Annotated in this window: 16 protein-coding genes; 4 read left to right on the top strand and 12 right to left on the bottom strand. The window is 67.5% G+C overall.

Features of this window, described 5'->3' with window-relative positions:
- Positions 1-88: 88 nt before the first annotated feature.
- From DXK32_RS28765 to DXK32_RS28820, 10 genes are all read right to left on the bottom strand, one after another.
- Positions 89-1,270: an acetyl-CoA C-acyltransferase gene (locus DXK32_RS28765; RefSeq protein WP_114861633.1), complete on the bottom strand. Its 1,182-nt coding sequence runs from the start codon at positions 1,268-1,270 to the stop codon at positions 89-91.
- A 36-nt stretch (positions 1,271-1,306) separates the two neighbouring features.
- Positions 1,307-2,479 carry an isovaleryl-CoA dehydrogenase gene (locus DXK32_RS28770; protein WP_014241705.1) on the bottom strand — a complete coding sequence of 391 codons (1,173 nt, stop codon included), beginning with the start codon at positions 2,477-2,479 and terminating at the stop codon, positions 1,307-1,309.
- Positions 2,480-2,772: 293 nt separating this feature from the next.
- Complete coding sequence (locus DXK32_RS28780) at positions 2,773-4,266, bottom strand: aldehyde dehydrogenase family protein (RefSeq protein WP_114861634.1); 1,494 nt, start codon at positions 4,264-4,266, stop codon at positions 2,773-2,775.
- Positions 4,267-4,326: 60 nt separating this feature from the next.
- Positions 4,327-5,556: a phenylacetate--CoA ligase family protein gene (locus tag DXK32_RS28785; protein WP_114861635.1), complete on the bottom strand. Its 1,230-nt coding sequence runs from the start codon at positions 5,554-5,556 to the stop codon at positions 4,327-4,329.
- Between the two features lie 210 nt (positions 5,557-5,766).
- Complete coding sequence (locus tag DXK32_RS28795) at positions 5,767-6,627, bottom strand: ABC transporter ATP-binding protein (RefSeq protein ID WP_109469031.1); 861 nt, start codon at positions 6,625-6,627, stop codon at positions 5,767-5,769.
- Positions 6,628-6,706: 79 nt separating this feature from the next.
- Positions 6,707-7,990 carry an ABC transporter substrate-binding protein gene (locus DXK32_RS28800; protein WP_114861636.1) on the bottom strand — a complete coding sequence of 428 codons (1,284 nt, stop codon included), beginning with the start codon at positions 7,988-7,990 and terminating at the stop codon, positions 6,707-6,709.
- Positions 7,991-8,045: 55 nt separating this feature from the next.
- A complete protein-coding gene (locus DXK32_RS28805; RefSeq protein WP_114861637.1) occupies positions 8,046-9,119 on the bottom strand; it encodes a branched-chain amino acid ABC transporter permease in 1,074 nt (357 codons plus the stop codon).
- A gap of 15 nt (positions 9,120-9,134) precedes the next feature.
- Positions 9,135-10,022, bottom strand: coding sequence for a branched-chain amino acid ABC transporter permease (locus tag DXK32_RS28810; protein ID WP_114861638.1), 888 nt, complete (start codon positions 10,020-10,022; stop codon positions 9,135-9,137).
- 208 nt (positions 10,023-10,230) lie between these two features.
- Entirely contained in the window at positions 10,231-12,162 is a 1,932-nt protein-coding gene (locus tag DXK32_RS28815) for a long-chain fatty acid--CoA ligase (RefSeq protein WP_114861639.1), read from the bottom strand.
- Positions 12,162-13,049 carry an ABC transporter ATP-binding protein gene (locus DXK32_RS28820; RefSeq protein WP_014241713.1) on the bottom strand — a complete coding sequence of 296 codons (888 nt, stop codon included), beginning with the start codon at positions 13,047-13,049 and terminating at the stop codon, positions 12,162-12,164. Before DXK32_RS28820 ends, DXK32_RS28815 begins: the two co-directional genes overlap by 1 nt.
- 201 nt (positions 13,050-13,250) lie before the next feature.
- Here DXK32_RS28820 and DXK32_RS28825 point away from each other — a divergent pair, with 201 nt between their 5' ends.
- A complete protein-coding gene (locus DXK32_RS28825) occupies positions 13,251-14,903 on the top strand; it encodes an AMP-binding protein (RefSeq protein WP_114861645.1) in 1,653 nt (550 codons plus the stop codon).
- A 101-nt stretch (positions 14,904-15,004) separates the two neighbouring features.
- Here DXK32_RS28825 and mmsB read toward each other — a convergent pair whose 3' ends face one another.
- Together mmsB and DXK32_RS28835 are read right to left on the bottom strand one after the other, a co-directional pair.
- Positions 15,005-15,895 (bottom strand): 3-hydroxyisobutyrate dehydrogenase, encoded by an 891-nt coding sequence (mmsB, locus tag DXK32_RS28830; RefSeq protein ID WP_114861640.1) that lies wholly within the window; start codon positions 15,893-15,895, stop codon positions 15,005-15,007.
- A 44-nt stretch (positions 15,896-15,939) separates the two neighbouring features.
- Positions 15,940-17,079 carry an isobutyryl-CoA dehydrogenase gene (locus DXK32_RS28835; protein WP_114861641.1) on the bottom strand — a complete coding sequence of 380 codons (1,140 nt, stop codon included), beginning with the start codon at positions 17,077-17,079 and terminating at the stop codon, positions 15,940-15,942.
- 162 nt (positions 17,080-17,241) lie between these two features.
- On the opposite strand from DXK32_RS28835, the gene DXK32_RS28840 reads away from it, so the two are divergent.
- From DXK32_RS28840 to DXK32_RS28850, 3 genes are all read left to right on the top strand, one after another.
- Positions 17,242-17,937, top strand: coding sequence for a GntR family transcriptional regulator (locus DXK32_RS28840; protein ID WP_114861642.1), 696 nt, complete (start codon positions 17,242-17,244; stop codon positions 17,935-17,937).
- 91 nt (positions 17,938-18,028) lie between these two features.
- Positions 18,029-19,585, top strand: coding sequence for a malonate--CoA ligase (locus tag DXK32_RS28845; RefSeq protein ID WP_114861643.1), 1,557 nt, complete (start codon positions 18,029-18,031; stop codon positions 19,583-19,585).
- Positions 19,586-19,709: 124 nt separating this feature from the next.
- Positions 19,710-20,276 carry a TetR/AcrR family transcriptional regulator gene (locus DXK32_RS28850; RefSeq protein ID WP_114861644.1) on the top strand — a complete coding sequence of 189 codons (567 nt, stop codon included), beginning with the start codon at positions 19,710-19,712 and terminating at the stop codon, positions 20,274-20,276.
- The last annotated feature ends 63 nt before the right edge of the window (positions 20,277-20,339 follow it).

A 20,339-nucleotide genomic window follows, 5' to 3' on the forward strand; every position in this document is an offset into this window, starting at 1 on the left:
CGGCCCTCCCCCGCTTCGCAGGGGAGGGAGATTGGTCCCCTCCCCTGCGTGAGCGGGGGAGGGTTAGGGTGGGGGCAACACTCTGCTCTTACACCAACTCCACCGCCACCGCCGTGGCCTCGCCACCGCCGATGCACAGCGAGGCGACGCCGCGCTTCAGCCCGTTCTTCTCCAGCGCCGCCAGCAGCGTGACGAGGATGCGCGCCCCCGAAGCACCGATCGGATGGCCGAGCGCGCAGGCGCCGCCATGCACGTTGATCTTGTCATGCGGGATGTCGAGTTCGCGCATCGCCGCCATGGCGACCACGGCGAAGGCCTCGTTCAGCTCGTAGAGGTCCACGTCCTTGGCCGACCAGCCGGCACGCTCCAACACCTTGTTGATCGCGCCCACGGGTGCGGTGGTGAACCAGGCCGGGGCCTGGGCATGGTTGGCGTGGGCCTTGATCTCCGCCAGGATGGGCAGGCCGAGCTTCTCCGCGTTCGACCGGGTGGTCAGCACCAGCGCCGCCGCACCGTCGGAGATGGAGGAGGCGTTGGCCGCCGTCACCGTGCCGTCCTTGGCGAAGGCGGGCTTCAGCGTCGGGATCTTGCCCGGGTCGGCCTTCAGCGGCTGCTCGTCCTTCTCGACGACCGTATCACCCTTGCGGCCCTTGACGGTGACCGCGGTGATCTCCTTGACGAAGCTGCCGTCCTCGGTCGCGCGACGGGCGCGGTTCAGACTCTCGATGGCGTAGTTGTCCTGCGCCTCGCGGGTGAACTGGTAGTGGGTGGCGCATTCCTCCGCGAAGGTGCCCATCAGGCGCCCGCGGTCGTAGGCGTCCTCCAGCCCGTCGAGGAACATGTGGTCGAGCACGCGGCCGTGGCCCATGCGGTAGCCGCCGCGCGCGCGGTCCAGGAGATAGGGAGCGTTGGACATGCTCTCCATGCCGCCGGCCACCATGATCTCCGCCGAGCCGGCCTTGATGAGGTCGGTGGCGAGCATCACCGCCTTCATGCCCGACCCGCAGACCTTGGAGATGGTGGTGCAGCCCGCAGCCTCCGGTATCCCGGCGCCGAGCGACGCCTGACGGGCCGGCGCCTGCCCAAGGCCGGCGGGCAGGACGTTGCCCATGAACACCTCGTCCACGGCGTCCGGCTTCACGCGAGCGCGCTCCAGCGCGGCCTTGATGGCGGCGGAACCGAGTTGCGGCGCGGTCAGCCCCTGCAAGTCGCCTTGAAAGCCACCCATCGGGGTGCGGGCGGCGCCCGCGATGACAACGGTATCGGTCATGCTCTTTCCCTTCCCTCCGGCCTTGCGCCGTTTTCCTCAGGCCGTTTCCTTGAACAGCTCGCGCCCGATCAGCATGCGGCGGATTTCGCTGGTGCCGGCGCCGATCTCGTAGAGCTTGGCGTCGCGCAGCAGGCGGCCCGTCGGGTATTCGTTGATGTAGCCATTGCCGCCCAGAGTCTGAATGGCCTCCAGCGCCATCCAGGTCGCCTTCTCGGCGGCGAAGAGGATCGCCCCGGCGGCGTCCTTGCGGGCCGTCTCACCGCGGTCGCAGGCCTTGGCCACGGCGTACACGTAGGCCTTGGCGGCGTTCATGATGGTGTACATGTCGGCCAGCTTGCCCTGCATGAGCTGGAACTCGCCGATCGGCTGGCCGAACTGCTTGCGGTCGTGCAGGTAGGGAACCACCACGTCCATGCAGGCCTGCATGATGCCGAGCGGCCCGCCGGCCAGCACCGCGCGCTCGTAGTCGAGGCCGGACATCAGCACGTTCACGCCGCGCCCGACGCCGCCCAGGATGTTCTCCTCCGGCACCTCGCAGTCCTCGAACACCAGTTCGCCGGTGTTGGAGCCGCGCATGCCCAGCTTGTCGAGCTTCTGCGCGACGGAGAAGCCCTTGAAGGACTTCTCGATCAGGAAGGCGGTGATGCCGCGCGGGCCGGCGTTGACGTCGGTCTTGGCGTAGACCACCAGCGTGTCGGCGTCCGGCCCGTTGGTGATCCACATCTTCGTACCGTTCAGCACGTAGCGGTCGCCCTGCTTCTCCGCGCGCAGCTTCATCGACACCACGTCGGACCCGGCGTTCGGCTCCGACATGGCAAGCGCGCCGATATGCTCGCCGGAAATCAGCTTGGGCAGGTAGCGGGTCTTCTGCTCCGCCGTGCCGTTCTTGCGGATCTGGTTGACGCAGAGGTTGGAGTGCGCGCCGTAGCTGAGGCCGACCGACGCCGAGGCGCGGGAGATCTCCTCCATCGCCACGACATGCTCCAGATAGCCCATACCGGCGCCGCCGTACTCCTCCTCCGCCGTGATGCCAAGCACGCCGAGGTCGCCGAACTTCCGCCACAGCTCGTTCGGGAACTCGTTGGTGCGGTCGATCTCGGCGGCGCGGGGCGCGATCTCGTCGGCGGCGAAGCTGCGCACGGTGTCGCGCAGCATGTCCGCGGATTCGCCGAGGTCGAAGTTCAGGGTCGGATACTGGTTCGACAGCATGGTGTTGGCGCTCCCCCCGGAGGTCTGTTCTTCGTTCCCGCCATACGGCGACGTATGGAGCCGTACGGTAGCGTATGGAAATGGGCGTGGCAAGGCCTTCTAGCCCTCTCCCCTCCGGGGAGAGGGTGGCCCGAAGGGCCGGTGAGGGGGATGCGCTTTTGCCGGACGTCCCGACACGCACACCCCCCTCACCCTAACCCTCTCCCCGCTTTCGGCGGACCAGAGGTCCGCCTGTCGCGTCAGCGCAAACTTCGTTTGCGCGTAAGCGGAGGGGAGAGGGGGACAGAAAGCCATCACTTCATGTTGATGATGATCGTCTTCTTGTGGGTGAAGTGCTCCAGCATCGCCTCCAGCGAGGCTTCCTTGCCCAACCCCGACGACTTCACGCCGCCGTAGGACAGGTTCGGCTGCACGACCAGATTCTGGTTCACCTGGACGAATCCGGCCTCCAGCCGGTGCACCGCGTCCATCGCCACCCTCAGGTCGCGCGTCCAGATCGTCGCGGCGAGGCCGTATTCGGTGTCGTTGGCCTGGGCGATGACCTCTTCATAGTCGGTCCAGCGGATGACGCAGCAGACCGGGCCGAAGATTTCCTCCTGCGCGATGCGATCGCTGTTCTTCACGCCGGTGAAGATGTGCGGCTGAACGTACAGGCCCTTGGTCAGCATCGGATCGGACGGCATGGCCGAGCAGACATGCGGGGTCGCCCCGCCCTCCTTGCCGATGGCGATGTAGCTCTGCACCCGGTCGAGCTGCTGCGGCGAGACGATGGTGCCGATGTCGGTCGACTCGTCGAGCGGGTCGCCCATCTTCATGGCGTTCACCTTCTCCTTCAGCTTCTCCACGAAGGCGTCGTGGATGCTGTCATGGACGAAGATGCGCGACGACGCGGTGCAGCTCTGGCCCTGGCGGGTGAAGCGCATGCCGGCGATGGCGCCCGCGATGGCCTGATCGAGGTCGGCGTCGCCGCAGACGATCATCGGGCTCTTGCCGCCCAGCTCCAGCGTCACCGGGATCAGCTTCTCGGCGGCGGTCTTGTAGACGATCTTGCCGGTCTCGACGGAGCCGGTGAAGGTCACCTTCTTCACGTCCTTGTGCGCCACCAGCGGGGCGCCGCATTCCGGGCCGTAGCCCGACAGGATGTTCACCACCCCCGCCGGAATCACCGTGTTGATCAGCTGCACGACGCGCAGAACGGCGAGCGGCGCCTCCTCCGCCGACTTCACCACCACGGCGTTGCCCGCGACCATGGCCGGGGCGATCTTCAGCGCCATCAGCAGCAGCGGCACGTTCCACGGGATGATCGCGCCGACCACGCCCACCGGCTCGCGCACCGTCATGGTCAGCATGGACGGGTTGAAGGGCACCGTCTCGCCCTTCAGCTCCGGCGCCAGACCGCCGAAGAAGACGAAGGCGTCGGACAGGACGCCGGCCTCGACGCGCGATTCGGTGCGCAGCGCCTTGCCGGTCTCCAGCGCGATCAGCTTGGCGATTTCCTCCTTGTGGGCGTCGAGCACGCGCCCGCATTCGGCGACCAGCTTGCCGCGCTCGCGCACCGGGCGCTTGGCCCATTCCTTCTGCGCGGCCACCGCGGCGGCCACCGCGGCATCGACGTCCGCCGCCTCGCCGAAGGCGGCCTCGGCCACCGTCTCGCCGGTCGCCGGGTTCACGACGGGGAAGCCCTTGCCGGAGGAGGCCGGGCGGAAGTCGCCGCCGAAGAAATGCTTGCCCGACAGCTCCCTGGCGAGCGCGAAGGGGTCGAGCTGGAGGTCGGTGCTGACGCTCATGGCAAAAAGGTCCTCGTGTGTATCGGGTCGGTTATCGTTGTTTTCGGGTATCGTCGGCGCTCAGGCGCGGGCGTCTTCGATGACCTTGCCGTCGTTGGGCAGGCTGCCGGGGGCCGCGAACTCCACGACACCCTTCAATTTGGTGACGGCGGCCAGAGTTTCACGCACCGACGCCGCCAAAGCCTCGCCGGACTCGGGCGACTCGCAGCGCAGGGTCATGGTGTCGTTGGCGTCCTCCCGCCCGACGACGAGGCGGGCCTTGCCGATCTGCGGGTGGCGGCGCAGCACCTCGGCGATCTGCTGCGGGTGGACGAACATACCCTTGACCTTGGTGGTCTGGTCGGCGCGGCCCATCCAGCCCTTCAGCCGCATGTTGGTGCGCCCGCAGGGGCTCTCGCCGGGCAGCACGGCCGACAGGTCGCCGGTGGCGAAGCGGACGAGCGGGTAGGCTTGGTTGAAGGTGGTGACGACGACCTCCCCCACCTCGCCTTCCGGCACGGGGTCGCCGGTGCCGGGGCGGACGATCTCGACGATCACGCCCTCCTCCACCACCAGCCCGGCGCGGGCCGTCGTCTCATAGGCGACGAGGCCGAGGTCGGCGGTGCCGTAACTCTGGTAGGCGGCGATGCCGCGCCCCTCGTAATAGGCGCGGGCGTCCGGCAGGAAGGGACCGCCGGTCAGATGGCCGATCGCGATGGAGGACAGGTCCAGCCCCAGCTCGTCGCCCTTCTCCAGGATGATCTTCAGGAAATCGGGGGTGCCGATGTAGGCCCGCGGCTTGAGATGGGCGGCCACCTGGGCCTGCATCTCGGTGTTGCCGACGCCGGCGGGGATGACCGCGCAGCCCAGCGCGTGCGCCCCCGTCTCGAACATCGAGCCGGCGGGGGTCAGGTGATAGGCGAAGCAGTTCTGGACGAGGTCGCCGCCGCGGATGCCCGAGGCGTAGAGCGCCCGTGCGGTGCGCCAGGGGTCGGTGCCGTGGGCCTCCGGATCGTGGATCGGGCCGGGCGAGGCGAAGACGCGGGCCAGCCGCCCGATGGCGACCGTGGTCATCCCGCCGAAGGGCGGCGCCTCCTTCTGCAGCGCGATCAGGTCCGACTTGCGCGTCACCGGCAGCGCGGCGAGCGCCCCTCGGTCATGGACGGCGGCGGGGTCCACATCGGCCAGCAGGCGGGTGAAATAGGGCGCGTTCGCCTTGGCGTGGGCGATCTGCGCCGGCAGCGCCGCGAACAGCTCCGCCTCGCGCCGGTCGGGGGAGCGGGTTTCGAGTTGATCGTAAGTGTCGGACACCGATGCCTCCCGGCTGTTTTTCTTGTTCCCTCTCCCCTCTGGGGAGAGGGTCAGGGTGAGGGGGTTGCGCGTGTGCCGGACGTTCCGCGATGCGCAACCCCCTCACCCGACCCTTCGGGCCACCCTCTCCCCGCTTCGGCGGACCAAAGGTCCGCCTGTCGCGTCAGCGCAAACTCCGTTTGCGCGTGAGCGGAGGGGAGAGGGAAACGTTCAAATCCAGCGCTTCCGGCGCTTGAAGCTCTTGAGATTCTTGAAGCTCTTGCGCTCTTCGTTGCCACCGCCGAGGTAGAATTCCTTCACGTCCTCGTTGTTGCGCAGCTCCTCGGCGGTGCCGTCGAGAACGACCTTGCCGTTCTCCATGATGTAGCCGCGCGTCGCCGCCTGGAGCGCCATGCGGGCGTTCTGCTCGACCAGCAGGATGGTGACGCCCAGGTCCTTGTTGATCTGCCGGATGATGCTGAAGACCTCCTTCACCATCAGCGGCGACAGGCCCATGGACGGCTCGTCCATCAGGATCAGCTTCGGCCGCGCCATCATCGCGCGCCCGATGGCCAGCATCTGCTGCTCGCCGCCCGACAGGTAGCCGGCGAGGCCGGTGCGTTCCTTCAGGCGGGGAAAATAGTGATAGACCATCTCGATGTCGTCCTTCACGCCGCCGTCGCGGCGGGTGAAGGCGCCGAGGCGCAAATTCTCCTGGCAGGTCATGTCGCCGATGATGCGGCGGCCCTCCATCACCTGGAAGATGCCGCGCCGGACGATCTTGTCGGGATCGATGCCGTTGATGCGCTCACCCGCGAAGGAGATGTCGCCGCGCGTGACCTCGCCGTCCTCGGTCTTCAGCAGCCCGGAGATGGCCTTCAGCGTCGTCGATTTGCCGGCGCCGTTGGCGCCCAGCAGGGCGACGATCTCCCCCTCCGGCACCTCCAGGCTGAGGCCGCGGAGCACCAGGATGACGTCGTTGTAGACGACCTCGATGTTGTTGACGGACAGCAGCGGCGCTTTGGCCGTGCCGGGAACCGGCGCCGGAGCGCTGGCGGGAGTGACCGCGGCGGTCGCGGTGGCGGCGTTCATGATGCGGCACCTGATGCAGTGAGACGGGACGGGTGCCCCCGCCGCCGGCCTTTCACGGCGACGGCGGGGGCGGTCCGGCTTACCAGCCCAGCCACTCCGGCTTGCGCGGGACGTCGACGGTGGCGATCTTCTCCAGCTTGATCGTGCCGGCCTTCACCAGCTCGTCCACCGAGCCGCCGGTGTCGCCGGACACGTTGGCGCGGTACAGGTTGACCTTGTCCATGCCGCGGTGGTCGGTCTCGGTCCAGGTTGACGGCACGCAGACGCCCTCCAGCCCCGCCGGCACCCAATCCTTCTTCTGGTACATGCCCTTGCGGATGTTCGGGCCGGTCACGCCGCCGTTCTGCTTCGCCCAGTCCATCGCTTCCTTCATGTAGAAGGCGGAGCAGATGCCGGAGACGTAGTGCACCGGACGGTAGGCCGTGCCGGCGGCGTCGGAGACCTTGGAGATTTCCTTGACGATCTTCATGCCCGGCGCGTCGCCGCCCCAGATGGCCGCGGTGCGCACCGGGAAGATCACGCCGTTGGCGGCGGAGCCGGCGGCCTTGGCGGCGTTCTCGTCCATGCCCCAGACGTTGCCCATGAACTGCACCTGGGCGCCGACCGTCTGGCAGGCCTTCAGGACGGAGATGTTCGAGCCGGCCGTGTTGCCGAGATAGGCGTAGTTGGCGCCGGCCTGCTTCAGCGTCAGGCACTGGGCGGTGTAGTCGCCCGGCGTCAGGGCGAACTGGACCGCCGGCAGCACGTCGAAGCCCAGCTCCTTGGCGAGCTGCTCACCCGCTTCCTTCGGGGCGTTCGGGTAGGGGTGGTTGGCGCCCATGTGGACGTACTTGGGCTTGCCCGAGCCGCCCTTCGTCTTCCAGTCCTCGGCCGCCCACATCAGCATGGCGCGCAGGCCGTCGGAGTAGGACGGGCCGTAGAAGAAGTTGTAGGGCGCCGGCTTGGAGCCGTGCGGGCCGTTGCCGGTCGGGTCGGTCAGGTGGCCCGAGTAGGAGCCGGAATAGTAGGGGATCTCGTCCTTGCCGACGAAGCCGGTCAGCGCCTCGGTGTCGGCGGTGCCCCAGCCCTGGATGGCCGCGACCTTGCCGCTGCCCGACGACCACTTCTTGTACTGGCTGATGGCGCGCGGCGCCTGATAGCCGTAGTCCACCGTCTCGACGTCCATTGTCGTGCCGCCGACGCCGCCGTTCTTGTTGATGTAGGCGAGTGCGTCGGCAACGCCCTGGCCGAAGGGCACGCCCACGTCCGAGGTGGCGCCGGACTGGTCGGCGAGATGGCCGACCGGAATCTTCTGGGCGTTGGCGGCCCCGGTGCCGAGCAGGACGACGGCGGCGGACGCCAGCAGGACGGTCTTCATGGTCATGGTGCGTTTTCTCCCAGTCGTTATGTTTTTCAGAAGCCGATGCGCGAGAAGGGCTTTAGTGCGAGAACGGGTAGAGCTTCCAGTAGGCCTTGATCTGCTTCCAGCGGTGGGCCAGCCCGTCCGGCTCGAAGACCAGGAACAGGATGATCACAAGGCCGATGGCCATTTCGCGCAGGAAGGCGATGGCCTCCCTCAGGTTCAGCGCGGCGTCGATGGCGGTGCCGGACAGCGCCGTGGTGATGGCCTGCATCACCTCGGGCAGCAGCACCATGAAGGCGGTGCCCATCAGCGACCCCATGATCGAGCCCAGCCCCCCGATGATGATCATGCCGAGGAACTGGATCGAGAAGAGGATCGTGAAGCCTTCCACCGACACGAACTGCAGGTAGTGGGCGTAGAGCGCGCCGCCGATGCCGGCGTAGAAGGACGAGATGCCGAAGGACATGGTGCGGTACTTGGTCAGGTTGATGCCCATGATCTCCGCGGAGAGATAATGGTCACGCACCGCCACCAGCGCCCGCCCGTCGCGCGACCGCATCAGGTTGGTCGCCAGGATGTACATGACGACCACATAGACCAGCACGACGTAGAAGAAGCTCTCGTCGGTGTCGAAAGCGTAGCCGAACAGGGTGAAGGGCTCCGCGATGGTGCCGGCGGTTCCCCCCGTGAACCAGTCCGCCCGCGAGAAGAAGTCCTGGAGGATGTACTGCGCCGCCAGGGTGGCGATGGCGAGGTACAGGCCCTTCAGCCGCGCCGCCGGGATGCCGAACAGCATGCCGACCCCGGTGGTCATCACGCCGGCCAGCGGGATGGCGAGCGCCACCGGGATGCCGAAGCTGTTCGACAGCCACGCCGACGAGAAGGCGCCGAAGCCGAAGAAGGCGGCGTGCCCGATGGAGATCTGGCCGGTGAAGCCGACCAGGATGTTCAGCCCCAGCGCCGCGATGCCGAGATAGCCGATCTGGATGCACAGGTTCAGCCAGTAGCGGTCCATGAAGGCCGGGCAGAGCAGAAGCAGCGCCACGCCCAGGATCGCGAAGTTGCGGCTGGTCTTGGTCGGGAAGATGGTCGTGTCGGCGGCGTACCGGGTCTTGAAGTCGCCGCAGGGAATGAGACTGATGTTCGCCATGGTTGCGGCCGCTCCTTACACGCGCTCGATGTCCTTGGTGCCGAAGAGGCCGTAGGGCTTGATCATCAGGATGACGATCAGGACGTAGAAGGGGGCGATCTCGTACATGTTGCCCCAGTTCAGCCACTGACTGTCCAGGTAGTGCGCGAGATTCTCCAGCACGCCGACGATCAGCCCGCCCAGCACCGCCCCGGCCACGCTGTCCAGCCCGCCGAGGATGACCGCCGGGAAGACCTTGATGCCGAAGAAGGAGAGCGCGGAGGACACGCCGTTGACGACGCCGACGGTGACGCCGGCCACCGCCGACACCATGGCGGAGATGGCCCAGCTCATCGCGAACATGTGGCGGACGGAAATGCCCAGCGACTGCGCCACCTGCTGGTCGAAGGCGGTCGCCCGCATCGCCAGACCCATCCGCGAGTATTTGAAGAACCAGCCGAAGCCCGCCATGATGATGAGCGAGATGACCAGGCTCATCACATAGACGGTCTGCACGTCGAGCCCGAGGATGTTCACAGTCGGGCTGGCGAAGATGGTCGGGAACGGCTTGGCAAAGACGCCGAACATCCACTTCATCATGGCCTGGAAGAAGATCGACAGGCCGATGGTGACCATGATGACGGAGATGATCGGCTCCCCGATCATCGGCCGCAGCACGACGACCTGAAGCACGATGCCGAAGACCAGCATGAAAGCCAGGGTGATCGGGAAGCCGATCCAGAAGGGCAACTGCCAGGAAGTCAGCAGCCACCAGCAGGTCCAGGCGCCGATCAGCAGGAACTCGCCCTGGGCGAAGTTCACGATGCGGCTGGCCTTGTAGATCAGCACGAAGGACATCGCCACGACGCCGTACAGCGCGCCGACGATCAGTCCGTTGACGAGAAGCTGGAAGAGCAAGGTCATGGCGTGGCCTCGTCTTTGTTCCCTCTCCCCTCTGGGGAGAGGGTTAGGGTGAGGGGGTTCATGGGGGACCCGGAGATTCGGCTGTTGCCGGACCCCCTCACCCCGACCCTCTCCCCGCTTTCGGCGGACCGAAGGTCCGCCTGTCGCGTCAGCGCAAACTTCGTTTGCGCGTGAGCGGAGGGGAGAGGGTGATTAATCCGCAACACCCTCATGCCGCAGCCTGCGCCGGCTTCTTGGCCGGCGTGGGCAGCAGGTCGACCACCTTCAGCACGGTGCGGATGCGCTGCTTGGTGCCGTCCTGGAAGGTGATGGTGGTGTCCACGTCGATGGCCGGCTGGCCCGCGTAGATGGAGTCGATGATCTCGCCGTACTTCTCGGCGATCACGCCGCGCCGCACCTTGCGGGTGCGGGTCAGCTCGCCGTCGTCGGCGTCCAGCTCCTTGTAGAGCAGCAGGAACTTGGTGATGCGCTGGAACTCCGGCAGCGTTGCGTTCACCCGCTCCACCTCCTGGCGCAGCAGCTCGTAGACCTCCGGCTTGGACGCCAGATCGGAATAGGTGGTGAAGGCGATGCGGTTCTTCTCCGCCCACTTCGACACGATGGGGAAGCGGATGCAGATGATCGCCGACAGGTAGGGCCGCTTGTTGCCCAGGATCACCGCCTCGGCCACGTAGGGGCTGAATTTCAGCTTGTTCTCGATGTACTGCGGGCTGAAGCGGTCGTTGTTGCTGGTGGTGGCGATGTCCTTGATGCGGTCGATGATGACCAGATGGCCCTTCTTGTCGAAGAAGCCGGCGTCACCGGTGTGCATCCAGCCGTCGCGCAGGTCCGCCGTGGTCGAGGCCTCGTTGCGGTAGTAGCCGGCGAACATGTTGGGGTGGCTGACGACGATCTCGCCGATGCCGTTCTGGTCGGGCTCGATCACTTTGACCTTCACCCCATCGTCGAAGGGCACGCCCACCGTATCGAAATCCACGTCGTCCGAGCGGTGCACCGTGTAGGCGCCCATCGTCTCGGTCTGGCCGTAGATCTGGCGCAGCGGCACGCCCAGCGCCTGGAAGAACTTGAAGGTGTCGGGGCCGAGCGCGGCGCCGCCGGTCGCCGCCGACTTCAGGTTGGTGAAGCCCAGGCGGTCTCGCAGCGCTGCGAAGAGAATGCGGTCGGCGACGGCGGAGCGGGTTCCGTTGGCGAGCGCCTCCAGCCCCAGCTTCATGCCGTAATCGTACATCTTCTGCTTGAAGGGCGAGGCGTCCATCATGCGGGCGCGCACGTCGGCGGCGATCTGCTCCCACAGGCGGGGGGCGAACAGCACGAAGCTCGGCCCGATCTCGCGGAAGTCGTTCATCATCGTCTCGGCTTCCTCGACGAAGTTCACGCGCATCCGCGACACCATGCCCATGCCGACGGCGTAGATCTGCTCCATGATCCAGGACAACGGCAGCACCGACACATACTCGTCGGTCGGCCCCTTGGGGTCCACCGACAGGTAGCTGGCGACGTGGCGGATCAGCCGCCCGGCCGGCAGCATCGCCAGCTTCGGGTTCGAGGTGGTGCCGGACGTGGTGCACAGCACCGCCACGTCGTCGCCGCGCGTCGCGCCGACCAGCTCCTCGTAGAGGTTCGGCTTCTCGGCGTGCAGCGCGTTGCCCAGCTTGACCAGCTCCGACGCTTCCATCAGGCGCGGATCGCTGTATTTGCGCATGCCGCGGGGGTCGGAGTAGATGATGTGCTTCAGCGTCGGCAGGCGCTCGCCGAGATTCAGCAGCTTGTCGACCTGCTCCTCGTCCTCCGCGAAGATGACGTGCACATCGGCGTAGGTGATGAGGTAGGCGACCTCCTCGTCCATGGCGTCGCGGTAAATGCCCAGGCTCATGGCGCCCATGGCGTGGGCGGCGATCTCGCCCATCACCCAGTCGGGCCGGTTGTCGCCGAGCAGGGCCACCACATGGCCGCGCTCCACGCCGAGCTTGATGAGGCCGAGCGTGAAGGCGCGCACGCGGGCGTGCATGTCCGCCCAGGTGAACTCGCGCCAGATGCCGAAATCCTTCTCGCGCATGGCGACGTCGCCGCCATGCTCGCGGGCGTGCAGGGTCAGCAGCTTCGGCAGCGTGTCGTTGACCTTGATATCAGGAAGGGACATCACGCGACCTCCTGCTTGGGCGGCGGGGCCACGGCCTCGTCCTCCTCGTCGTCCTCGCCGAGATAGGCGCGCTTGACGCGCGGGTCGGCCAGGACCTCCTCCGGCGTGCCCTCGGCGATCTTCTTGCCGAACTCCAGAACGATCACGCGGTGGGAGATGTCCATCACGACGCCCATGTCGTGCTCGATCATCACCACCGTCATGCCGAACTCCTCGTTCAGGTCGACGATGTAGCGGGCCATGTCCTCCTTCTCCTCCAGGTTCATGCCCGCCATGGGCTCGTCCAGAAGGATCAGGTCGGGCTTGAGCGCGATGGCGCGGGCCAGCTCCACCCGCTTGCGCAGGCCGTAGGAGAGCGTTCCGGCGGTGGCCTTGCGGACATGCTGGATTTCCAGGAAGTCGATGATCTCCTCGACCTCGCGGCGGTGGGCCAGCTCCTCCTTGCGGGCGCCGGTCAGCCAATAGAGCGACCCGGTGAAGAAATTGTTCTTCAGCAGGTGATGCCGCCCGACCATGATGTTGTCGAGCACCGTCATGTGGCCGAACAGCGCCAGATTCTGGAAGGTGCGCCCGATGCCGAGCGAGGCGCGGTGGTTGGGCGTCATGCCCGTGATGTCCTGGCCCTTGAAATAGACCTTTCCGTCGGTGGGCCGGTAGCGGCCGGAGATGCAGTTGACCATGGAGGTCTTGCCCGCACCGTTCGGGCCGATGATGGAGAACAGCTCCCCCTTGCGGATGCTGAAACCGACGTCGGTCAGCGCCTGCACGCCGCCAAAGCGCAAGGACACGCCCCGGGCTTCGAAGATGGTGTCCGATGGGGAGGCCGCGCGGGTGGCGTCGGCCGGATGGGCGTAACCGCGTGGCGATGCGACGGGCGCGCCTGACATTTCCTCCTCCGTTGCTGTGGAACTGCCTTTTTATCGTTCGACGGATCGTTGGCCGTGCGAACTGGTCCATATTGTGGACCGTCCTTTGTGCAACGTCTGAACTATAGCCTGTGATGCGCACCGTTTTCAACACGGACATTCCGTGTATGCATGTTTTTTGGAGCGACATCCGGCTCGAAGGTCCATAATATGGACCCCATCATGACCCGGCCCGATTCCGACACCGAAACCGCCCCTGCCGGAGCATCCGGCGGCACGCAAAGCCTGGAGCGCGCGCTGGCCCTGCTGCGCGCCGTCGCCTCCCATGGGGCCGATGGCGCGCGTCTGGCCGACCTGATGGGCGACACCGCCCTGTCCAAGGCGACCGCGCACCGGCTGCTGACCGCACTGGCGCGGGAGCGCTTCATCGACCAGGACCCGCGCAGCCGTCGTTACCATCTGGGCCCGGAGTTGGATTCGCTGGGCCGAATCGCCGCTGCCCGCCACCGCCCCGAAGGCGACGCGGCAGCAGCCGGCCCGGCCACCGTGCAGCCGACCGCTTTCCTGCGTCCGGACTACCAGGGCGAGACGATCCCGCTCGCCGATCTGCTGTGCGACCGCCACGCCCGCGCCGACGGCGCCCGCGCCGCCCTGCTGCATGAGAGCGTCGCCGGCCAGACGACGGAGCTGAGCTTCGCCCGGCTGGCCCGCGATTCGGCGCGCTTCGCCGCGGTGCTGCGCGGCCTCGGCGTCGGGCGCGGCGACCGGGTGGCGGTGCTGCTGCCCAAGGGGGCGGAGCTGCTGATCGCCGCGCTGGCGATCTGGCGGCTCGGCGGTGTCTACATGCCGCTCTTCACCACCTACTCCGCCGCCGCGGTCGCCTACCGGCTGGCCGACAGCGAGGCGCGGGCGATCGTCACCACCGGCTTCCTGCGCCGCAAGATTCCGCGCGACAACAGCCGCCCGGTGGTGATGGTGGAGGGCGACGAGGCCTTCGGTCCCGGTGCCGACGCGGTGCCCTTCTGGTCGGCCCTTCATGAATCGGTCCCCTTGCCCGACATCGCCCGCTACGCCGACCGCGACGCCTTTGCGCTGATGTACACCTCCGAAGCGGAGCCGAAGCCGCTCGGCGTCTCGCTGCCCGTGATGGCTCTGGCCGGGATCGAGCAGTACATGCGAATCGGCCTCGATCTGCGCGATGACGACATCTATTGGAACATGGCCGATCCCGGCTGGGCCTACGGCGCCTATTACGGGCTGGTCGGGCCGCTGCTGCTCGGGCGCACGACGATCTTCTGCGACGGCCCCTACGACGTGCGGCAGGGCTACCGGATGCTGACGAAGTTCGGAGTCACCAACCTGACCTGCGCGCCATCGCAGATCCGCGCCTGGCACAGCGCCGATCCGGAGGGCGGCCCGCACAAGCTGGCGCTGCGCATCCTGTCGGTGGTCGGCGAGCCGCTGCCGCCGGAACTGATCGGCTGGGCCAACCGGGTGGTCAGCGTCCCCCTGCTCGACCAGTACGGGCAGCGCGAGACCGGCATCTTCATGATGAACCGCTACGATCCCGGCCACGCCGACCGCACCGCCGATTCCTCGCTGGGGCGGCCGCTGCCCGGTTTCCGCGTGGTCATCCTCGACCCGCAGGGCCGCGAGGCGCCGGTCGGCGGCGCGGGCGAGATCGCCATCGACGTGGAGTCCTCGCCGCTCTTCTGGTTCGACGCCTACGCCAACGATCCGGGACGCACCGCCGCCCGCTTCCGCCACGGCCGCCGCTATTACCTGACCGGCGACTGGGCGTTCCTGGACGGCGACGGCAACATCCACTTCCGCGGCCGGGCGTCCGACGCCATCGTCATGCAGCAGGCGGATTGAGGGAGAGGCGCTTGCCCCCTCCCCGGCCGCAGGGGAAGGAGGGAAATGTCCCCTCCCCTGCGAAGCGGGGGAGGGTTAGGGAGGGGGCTCCGTAACCGCCCTTACGGCTTCCCGCGCAGCAGATTGACGATGCCGGAGAAGTCCTTGCCCCCGAAGCCGGCGTTGCAGAACAGCGCGTACATCTGCGCCGCCTCGCCGCCCAGCGGCAGCGGGCTGCCGGTGCTCTGCCCGGCCTCCACCGCCAGCTTCAGATCCTTCAGCATCAGCGCCGCGGCGAAGCCCGGCTGGTAGTCGCGGTTGGCCGGCGAGGTCGGGACCGGGCCCGGCACCGGGCAATAGCTGGTCAGCGACCAGCACTGGCCCGACGACTTCGAGGCCACGTCGAACAGCTTCTGCGACTCCAGGCCCAGTTTCTCGGCGAGCGCGAAGGCTTCCGACACACCGAGCATCGAGATGCCGAGGATCATGTTGTTGCAGATTTTCGCCGCCTGACCGTTGCCCGGCCCGCCGGTGTGCACGATGGCCTTGCCCATTGCCGACAGGATCGGTTCGGCGCGGCGGAAGGCGGTGTCGCTGCCGCCGACCATGAAGGTCAGCGTCGCCGCCTCGGCCCCGCCGACGCCGCCGGACACCGGCGCGTCGACCATCGCGTGGCCCGCCGCCTCCGCCGCCGCGGCGACGGCGCGGGCGCTGTCCACATCGACGGTGGAACTGTCGATGAACAGGCTGCCCGGCTTGGCCTTGGCAATGATGCCGTCGGGTGCCGTGTAGACCTCGCGGACATGCTTGCCGGCGGGCAGCATGGTCACGACCACCTCGGCCTCCCCCGCCGCGGCGCCGGGGCCGGTGGCGATGGTGGCGCCGGCGTCGCGCGCGGCGGTGCAGGCGGTCTCCGACAGGTCGAAGGCCAGGACGGTGTGGCCGGCCTTCAGCAGGTTGCGCATCATCGGCGCCCCCATGTTGCCCAGCCCGATAAAGGCGATCGTCGCCATAGCGTTTCCCCTCGTCTTTTTGATGCCGTCTTATTTTTCTGCCGTCAGCCGCCGGTCAGATGCCGGGCGATGATGACGCGCATGATTTCGTTGGTGCCTTCGAGAATCTGGTGAACCCGCAGGTCGCGGAAGATCCGCTCGATCGGGTACTCCTTGATGTAGCCGTAACCGCCGTGAAGCTGCAGCGCCTCGTTCACCACCTGGAACCCCGCGTCGGTGGCGAAGCGCTTGGCCATGGCGCAATGGGCGGTCGCCTCCGACGAGCCGGCGTCGAGGCTGGCGGCGGCACGGTGCAGCATCAGCCGGGCGGCGTCCAGTTCCGTCGCCATGTCGGCCAGCTTGAACTGCAGGGCCTGGAAGGCGTTCAGCGGCTTGCCGAACTGCTTGCGCTCCGTGGTGTAGGCGATGGCCTGCTCCAGGCAGAAGCGCGCCCCGCCGACCGAGCAGGCGGCGATGTTCAGGCGGCCGCCGTCCAGCCCCTTCATGGCGATGCGGAAACCCTCCCCCTCCTCGCCGATGCGGTTGGCGACGGGGACGCGGCAGTTCTCAAAGATGACCGCCGAGGTCGGCTGGCTCTTCCAGCCCAGCTTGTGCTCCTGCTTGCCGAAGGACAGGCCGGGCGTGCCCTTCTCCACGACGATGCAGGAGATGCCCTTGGGGCCGGGCTCGCCGGTGCGGACCATGCAGACATAGACGTCCGACGTGCCGCCACCGGAAATGAAGGCCTTCGAGCCGTTCAGCACGTAATGGTCGCCGTCCCGCTCCGCCCGCGTGCGCAGCGAGGCGGCGTCGGACCCTGCCCCCGGCTCGGTCAGGCAATAGCTGGCGAAATGCTCCATGGTCGTCAGCTTGGGCAGGAAGCGCTCGCGCTGCTCCGCGTTGCCGAAGCGGTCGATCATCCAGGAGGCCATGTTGTGGATGGAAATGTAGGCCGCCGTGGACGGGCAGGCCGCCGACAGCTCCTCGAAGATCACCGCCGCGTCGAGCCGCCCGAGTCCGGAGCCGCCGAACTCCTCTCCCACATAGATCCCGGCGAAGCCGAGGGCGGCGGCCTGCCGCAAGGTGTCGACGGGAAAGACACTGTTCTCATCCCAATGCGCGGCGTTCGGCGCCATTTCCTGCTGCGCGAAGTCGCGCGCCGTGTCGCGGAACGCCTGCTGCTCCTCCGAAAGCGCAAAATCCATGCGCATCCTCCCCAGAACCGCAGTGGCCCGGAGCCCAGGACGGATCTCCGGTTCTCATTGTTGGGGGGGAAGGACTATCATGCTGGATACGCGATGTCCATCTCTTGTATACACAGAGAGGGGCGGCGGAAGGCCGCGGACGAGGAAGGGGACACGCTCGGGATGAGCGACCGGATTGCCGCCAGCAAGACCACGGACAAGGGTGCCACCCGCGCCGACGAGGTGCGGCTCGCCATCGAGGAGGACATCTTCCTGGGCCGCCTGCGCCCCGGAACGCGGCTGGACGAGGAAAGCCTTGCCCAGCGCTTCAACATCTCCCGCACCCCGATCCGCGAGGCGATCCTCCAGCTCGTCCACGCCGGGCTGGTGGAGAAGCAGCCGCGCCAGGGTGCGGTGGTGGCGCCGCTGAAACTGCACCGCATGGTGCAGATGTTCGAGGTGATGTCGGAGATCGAGGGGCTGTGCGCCCGCTTCGCCGCCCGCCGCATGTCGGAGGAGGAGAAGCAGGCCCTGAAGCGCCTGCACGACACCTCGAAGGCGCATATGGAAACGCGGGAGCTGGACGCCTATTACGCGGTCAACCGCTCCTTCCACGAGGCGGTCCAGGCGGGCAGCCACAACGAGCCGCTGCAGGAGATCGCGCGCGGCCTGTTCGCCCGGCTGGCCCCCTACCGCCGCTACCAGCTCAACCACCCCAACCGCGTCAAGGACAGCTTCACGGAGCATGACGACGTGGTGGAGGCGATCCTGGCCGGCGACCCGGAGGCCGCCTACGCCGCCATGCGGCGGCACGTGACCATCCAGATCGACATCTTCACCGAGTTCGTGTCCATCATGGGCGGAAATGAAATACAATAGACCGGCCTTCGGTATACAAAGCGGTGGCCGACGGCATGCGCCTGTGCTAAACCCTGGACACCGGATCACCGGATGCATGGAGGGAATCACAATGTCCGAAGTGGGTGGCAATCTGTTCGAGCTGTTCCGTTCCCGCTTTCCGGCGAACCGCAGCCGCCCCTTCGCCGAGACCGAGCCCGGCACCGCCAACGCGCGCACCGTCACCTACGGCGACCTCGAAGCCCTGACCGGCCGCTACGCCAACCTGCTCGCCGACCTCGGCCTGAAGAAGGGCGACCGCGTCGCCGTGCAGGTGGAGAAGTCGGTCGAGAACATCATCCTCTACCTCGCCACCGTGCGGGCGGGCGGCGTCTTCCTGCCGCTGAACCCGGCCTACACCAAGGCCGAGGTCGAGTATTTCCTGACCGACGCCGAGCCGCACGTCTTCGTCGCCCGCCCCGAATCCGCCGACGCGCTGCGCGAGGTCGCCGACAAGGCCAAGGTCGCCCATCTGCTGACGCTCGGCACCCATGGCGAGGGCACGCTGCCGGAGCAGGCCGCCGGCAAGGGCACGGACTTCGCGACCGTCCCGGCCGAGGCCGACGATCTCGCCGCGATCCTCTACACCTCCGGCACCACCGGGCGGTCGAAGGGCGCGATGATGAGCCACCGCAACCTCGGCTCCAACGCGCTGACGCTGCACAAGTACTGGGGCTTCCAGCCGAACGACGTGCTGCTGCACGCCCTGCCGATCTTCCACACGCACGGCCTGTTCGTGGCGACCAACTGCGTGCTGCTGAACGGCTCCTCCATGCTGTTCCTGCCGAAGTTCGATGCGGAGCAGGTCATGGGACTGCTGCCGCGCGCCACGGTGATGATGGGCGTGCCGACCTTCTACACCCGACTGCTCGCCCATCCCGGCCTGACGCGGGAGGCGACGGCCCACATGCGGCTGTTCGTCTCCGGCTCGGCGCCGCTGCTCGCCGACACGCACAAGGAGTTCTCCGCCCGCACCGGCCACGCCATCCTGGAGCGCTACGGCATGACCGAAACCGGCATGTTGACCTCCAACCCGCTGGACGGCGACCGCATCCCCGGCACCGTCGGCTTCCCGCTGCCGGAGGTCTCGGTGCGCGTGGTCGATCCGGAGACCGGCGCCAGCCTCGGCACCGACGACATCGGCATCATCGAGGTGGCGGGGCCGAACGTGTTCTCCGGCTATTGGCGGATGCCCGAAAAGACGAAGCAGGAGATCAAGCCCGACGGCTTCTTCATCACCGGCGACGTCGGCAAGGTGGACGGGCGCGGCTACGTCCACATCGTCGGGCGGGCCAAGGACCTCATCATCTCCGGCGGCTTCAACGTCTACCCGAAGGAGGTCGAGACGGTCATCGACGGCATCGACGGCGTCGTCGAATCGGCGGTGGTCGGCGTGCCGCACCCCGACTTCGGCGAGGCGGTGACCGCCGTCGTCCTGCGCAAGCCCGGCAGCGCCACCCCGGACGAGGCCGCGGTGATCGCCGTCTGCAAGGAGCAGCTCGCCAACTTCAAGGTGCCCAAGCGCGTCTTCTTCATGGACGAGCTGCCGCGCAACGCCATGGGCAAGGTACAGAAGAACCTGCTGCGCGACGCCCACAAGGACCTGTTCACCGCGGCAAAGGGGCGCTGAGGCGCGCCCGGCTTCCCCTCTCCGGTCAAATCCGTATAAGGTTCGGCGCTCGTTCCGCCCGGCGGATTGTGGACAGGCCAACGGCGACTCGATACGCTGCCGTATGGTCTCCGGAGAGTTGCCGATGGAAGCGAAGACGCTGAACCGTGAATCCTGGCTGTCCGCCGCCTTTTCCGCCCTGGCGGAGGGCGGCGTCGAGCAGGTGCGGGTCGAGCTTCTGGCCAAGCGGCTGAAGGTGACCAAGGGCAGCTTCTACTGGCATTTCCGCGACCGGATGGAACTGGTGGAGGCGATGCTGGAGGGCTGGAAGACCGGCCGCATCGAGGCGATCAAGGCGCAGACCCGGCTGGACGGCCGCACGCCCGCCGAGGGGTTGCGCTACGTGCTGTCGCTGTATGGCGGCAGCAGCAACCCGCGCGGCATCGCCATCGAGCTGGCGATGCGCGACTGGGCGCGCCGCGATCCCCGCGCGTCGGAGATCGTGGCCGAGGTCGACCGCGAACGCCTGCGCTGCGTGTCCGACCTGTTCGCCGGCCTGGGGCTGGACTCCGACGACGCCTTCGCGCGGGCCTATCTGTTCTATTCCTTCATCTTCGGGGAAGGGCTGCTGGCCCGCTCCGCCGCGCCGGACCGGTTCGAGAAGGCACGGGACATCTGCGGAAAGGTGCTGGTGCCGGAGGGGGCTTCTTAAAGCTCGCAGGGTGTTGCCCCCACCCTTCCCACGGCTTCGCCGCGGGCCCCTTCCCTCCCCCGC

The sequence above is a fragment of the Azospirillum brasilense genome (assembly GCF_003349955.1).
In the GTDB taxonomy this organism is placed as follows: domain Bacteria; phylum Pseudomonadota; class Alphaproteobacteria; order Azospirillales; family Azospirillaceae; genus Azospirillum; species Azospirillum brasilense_B.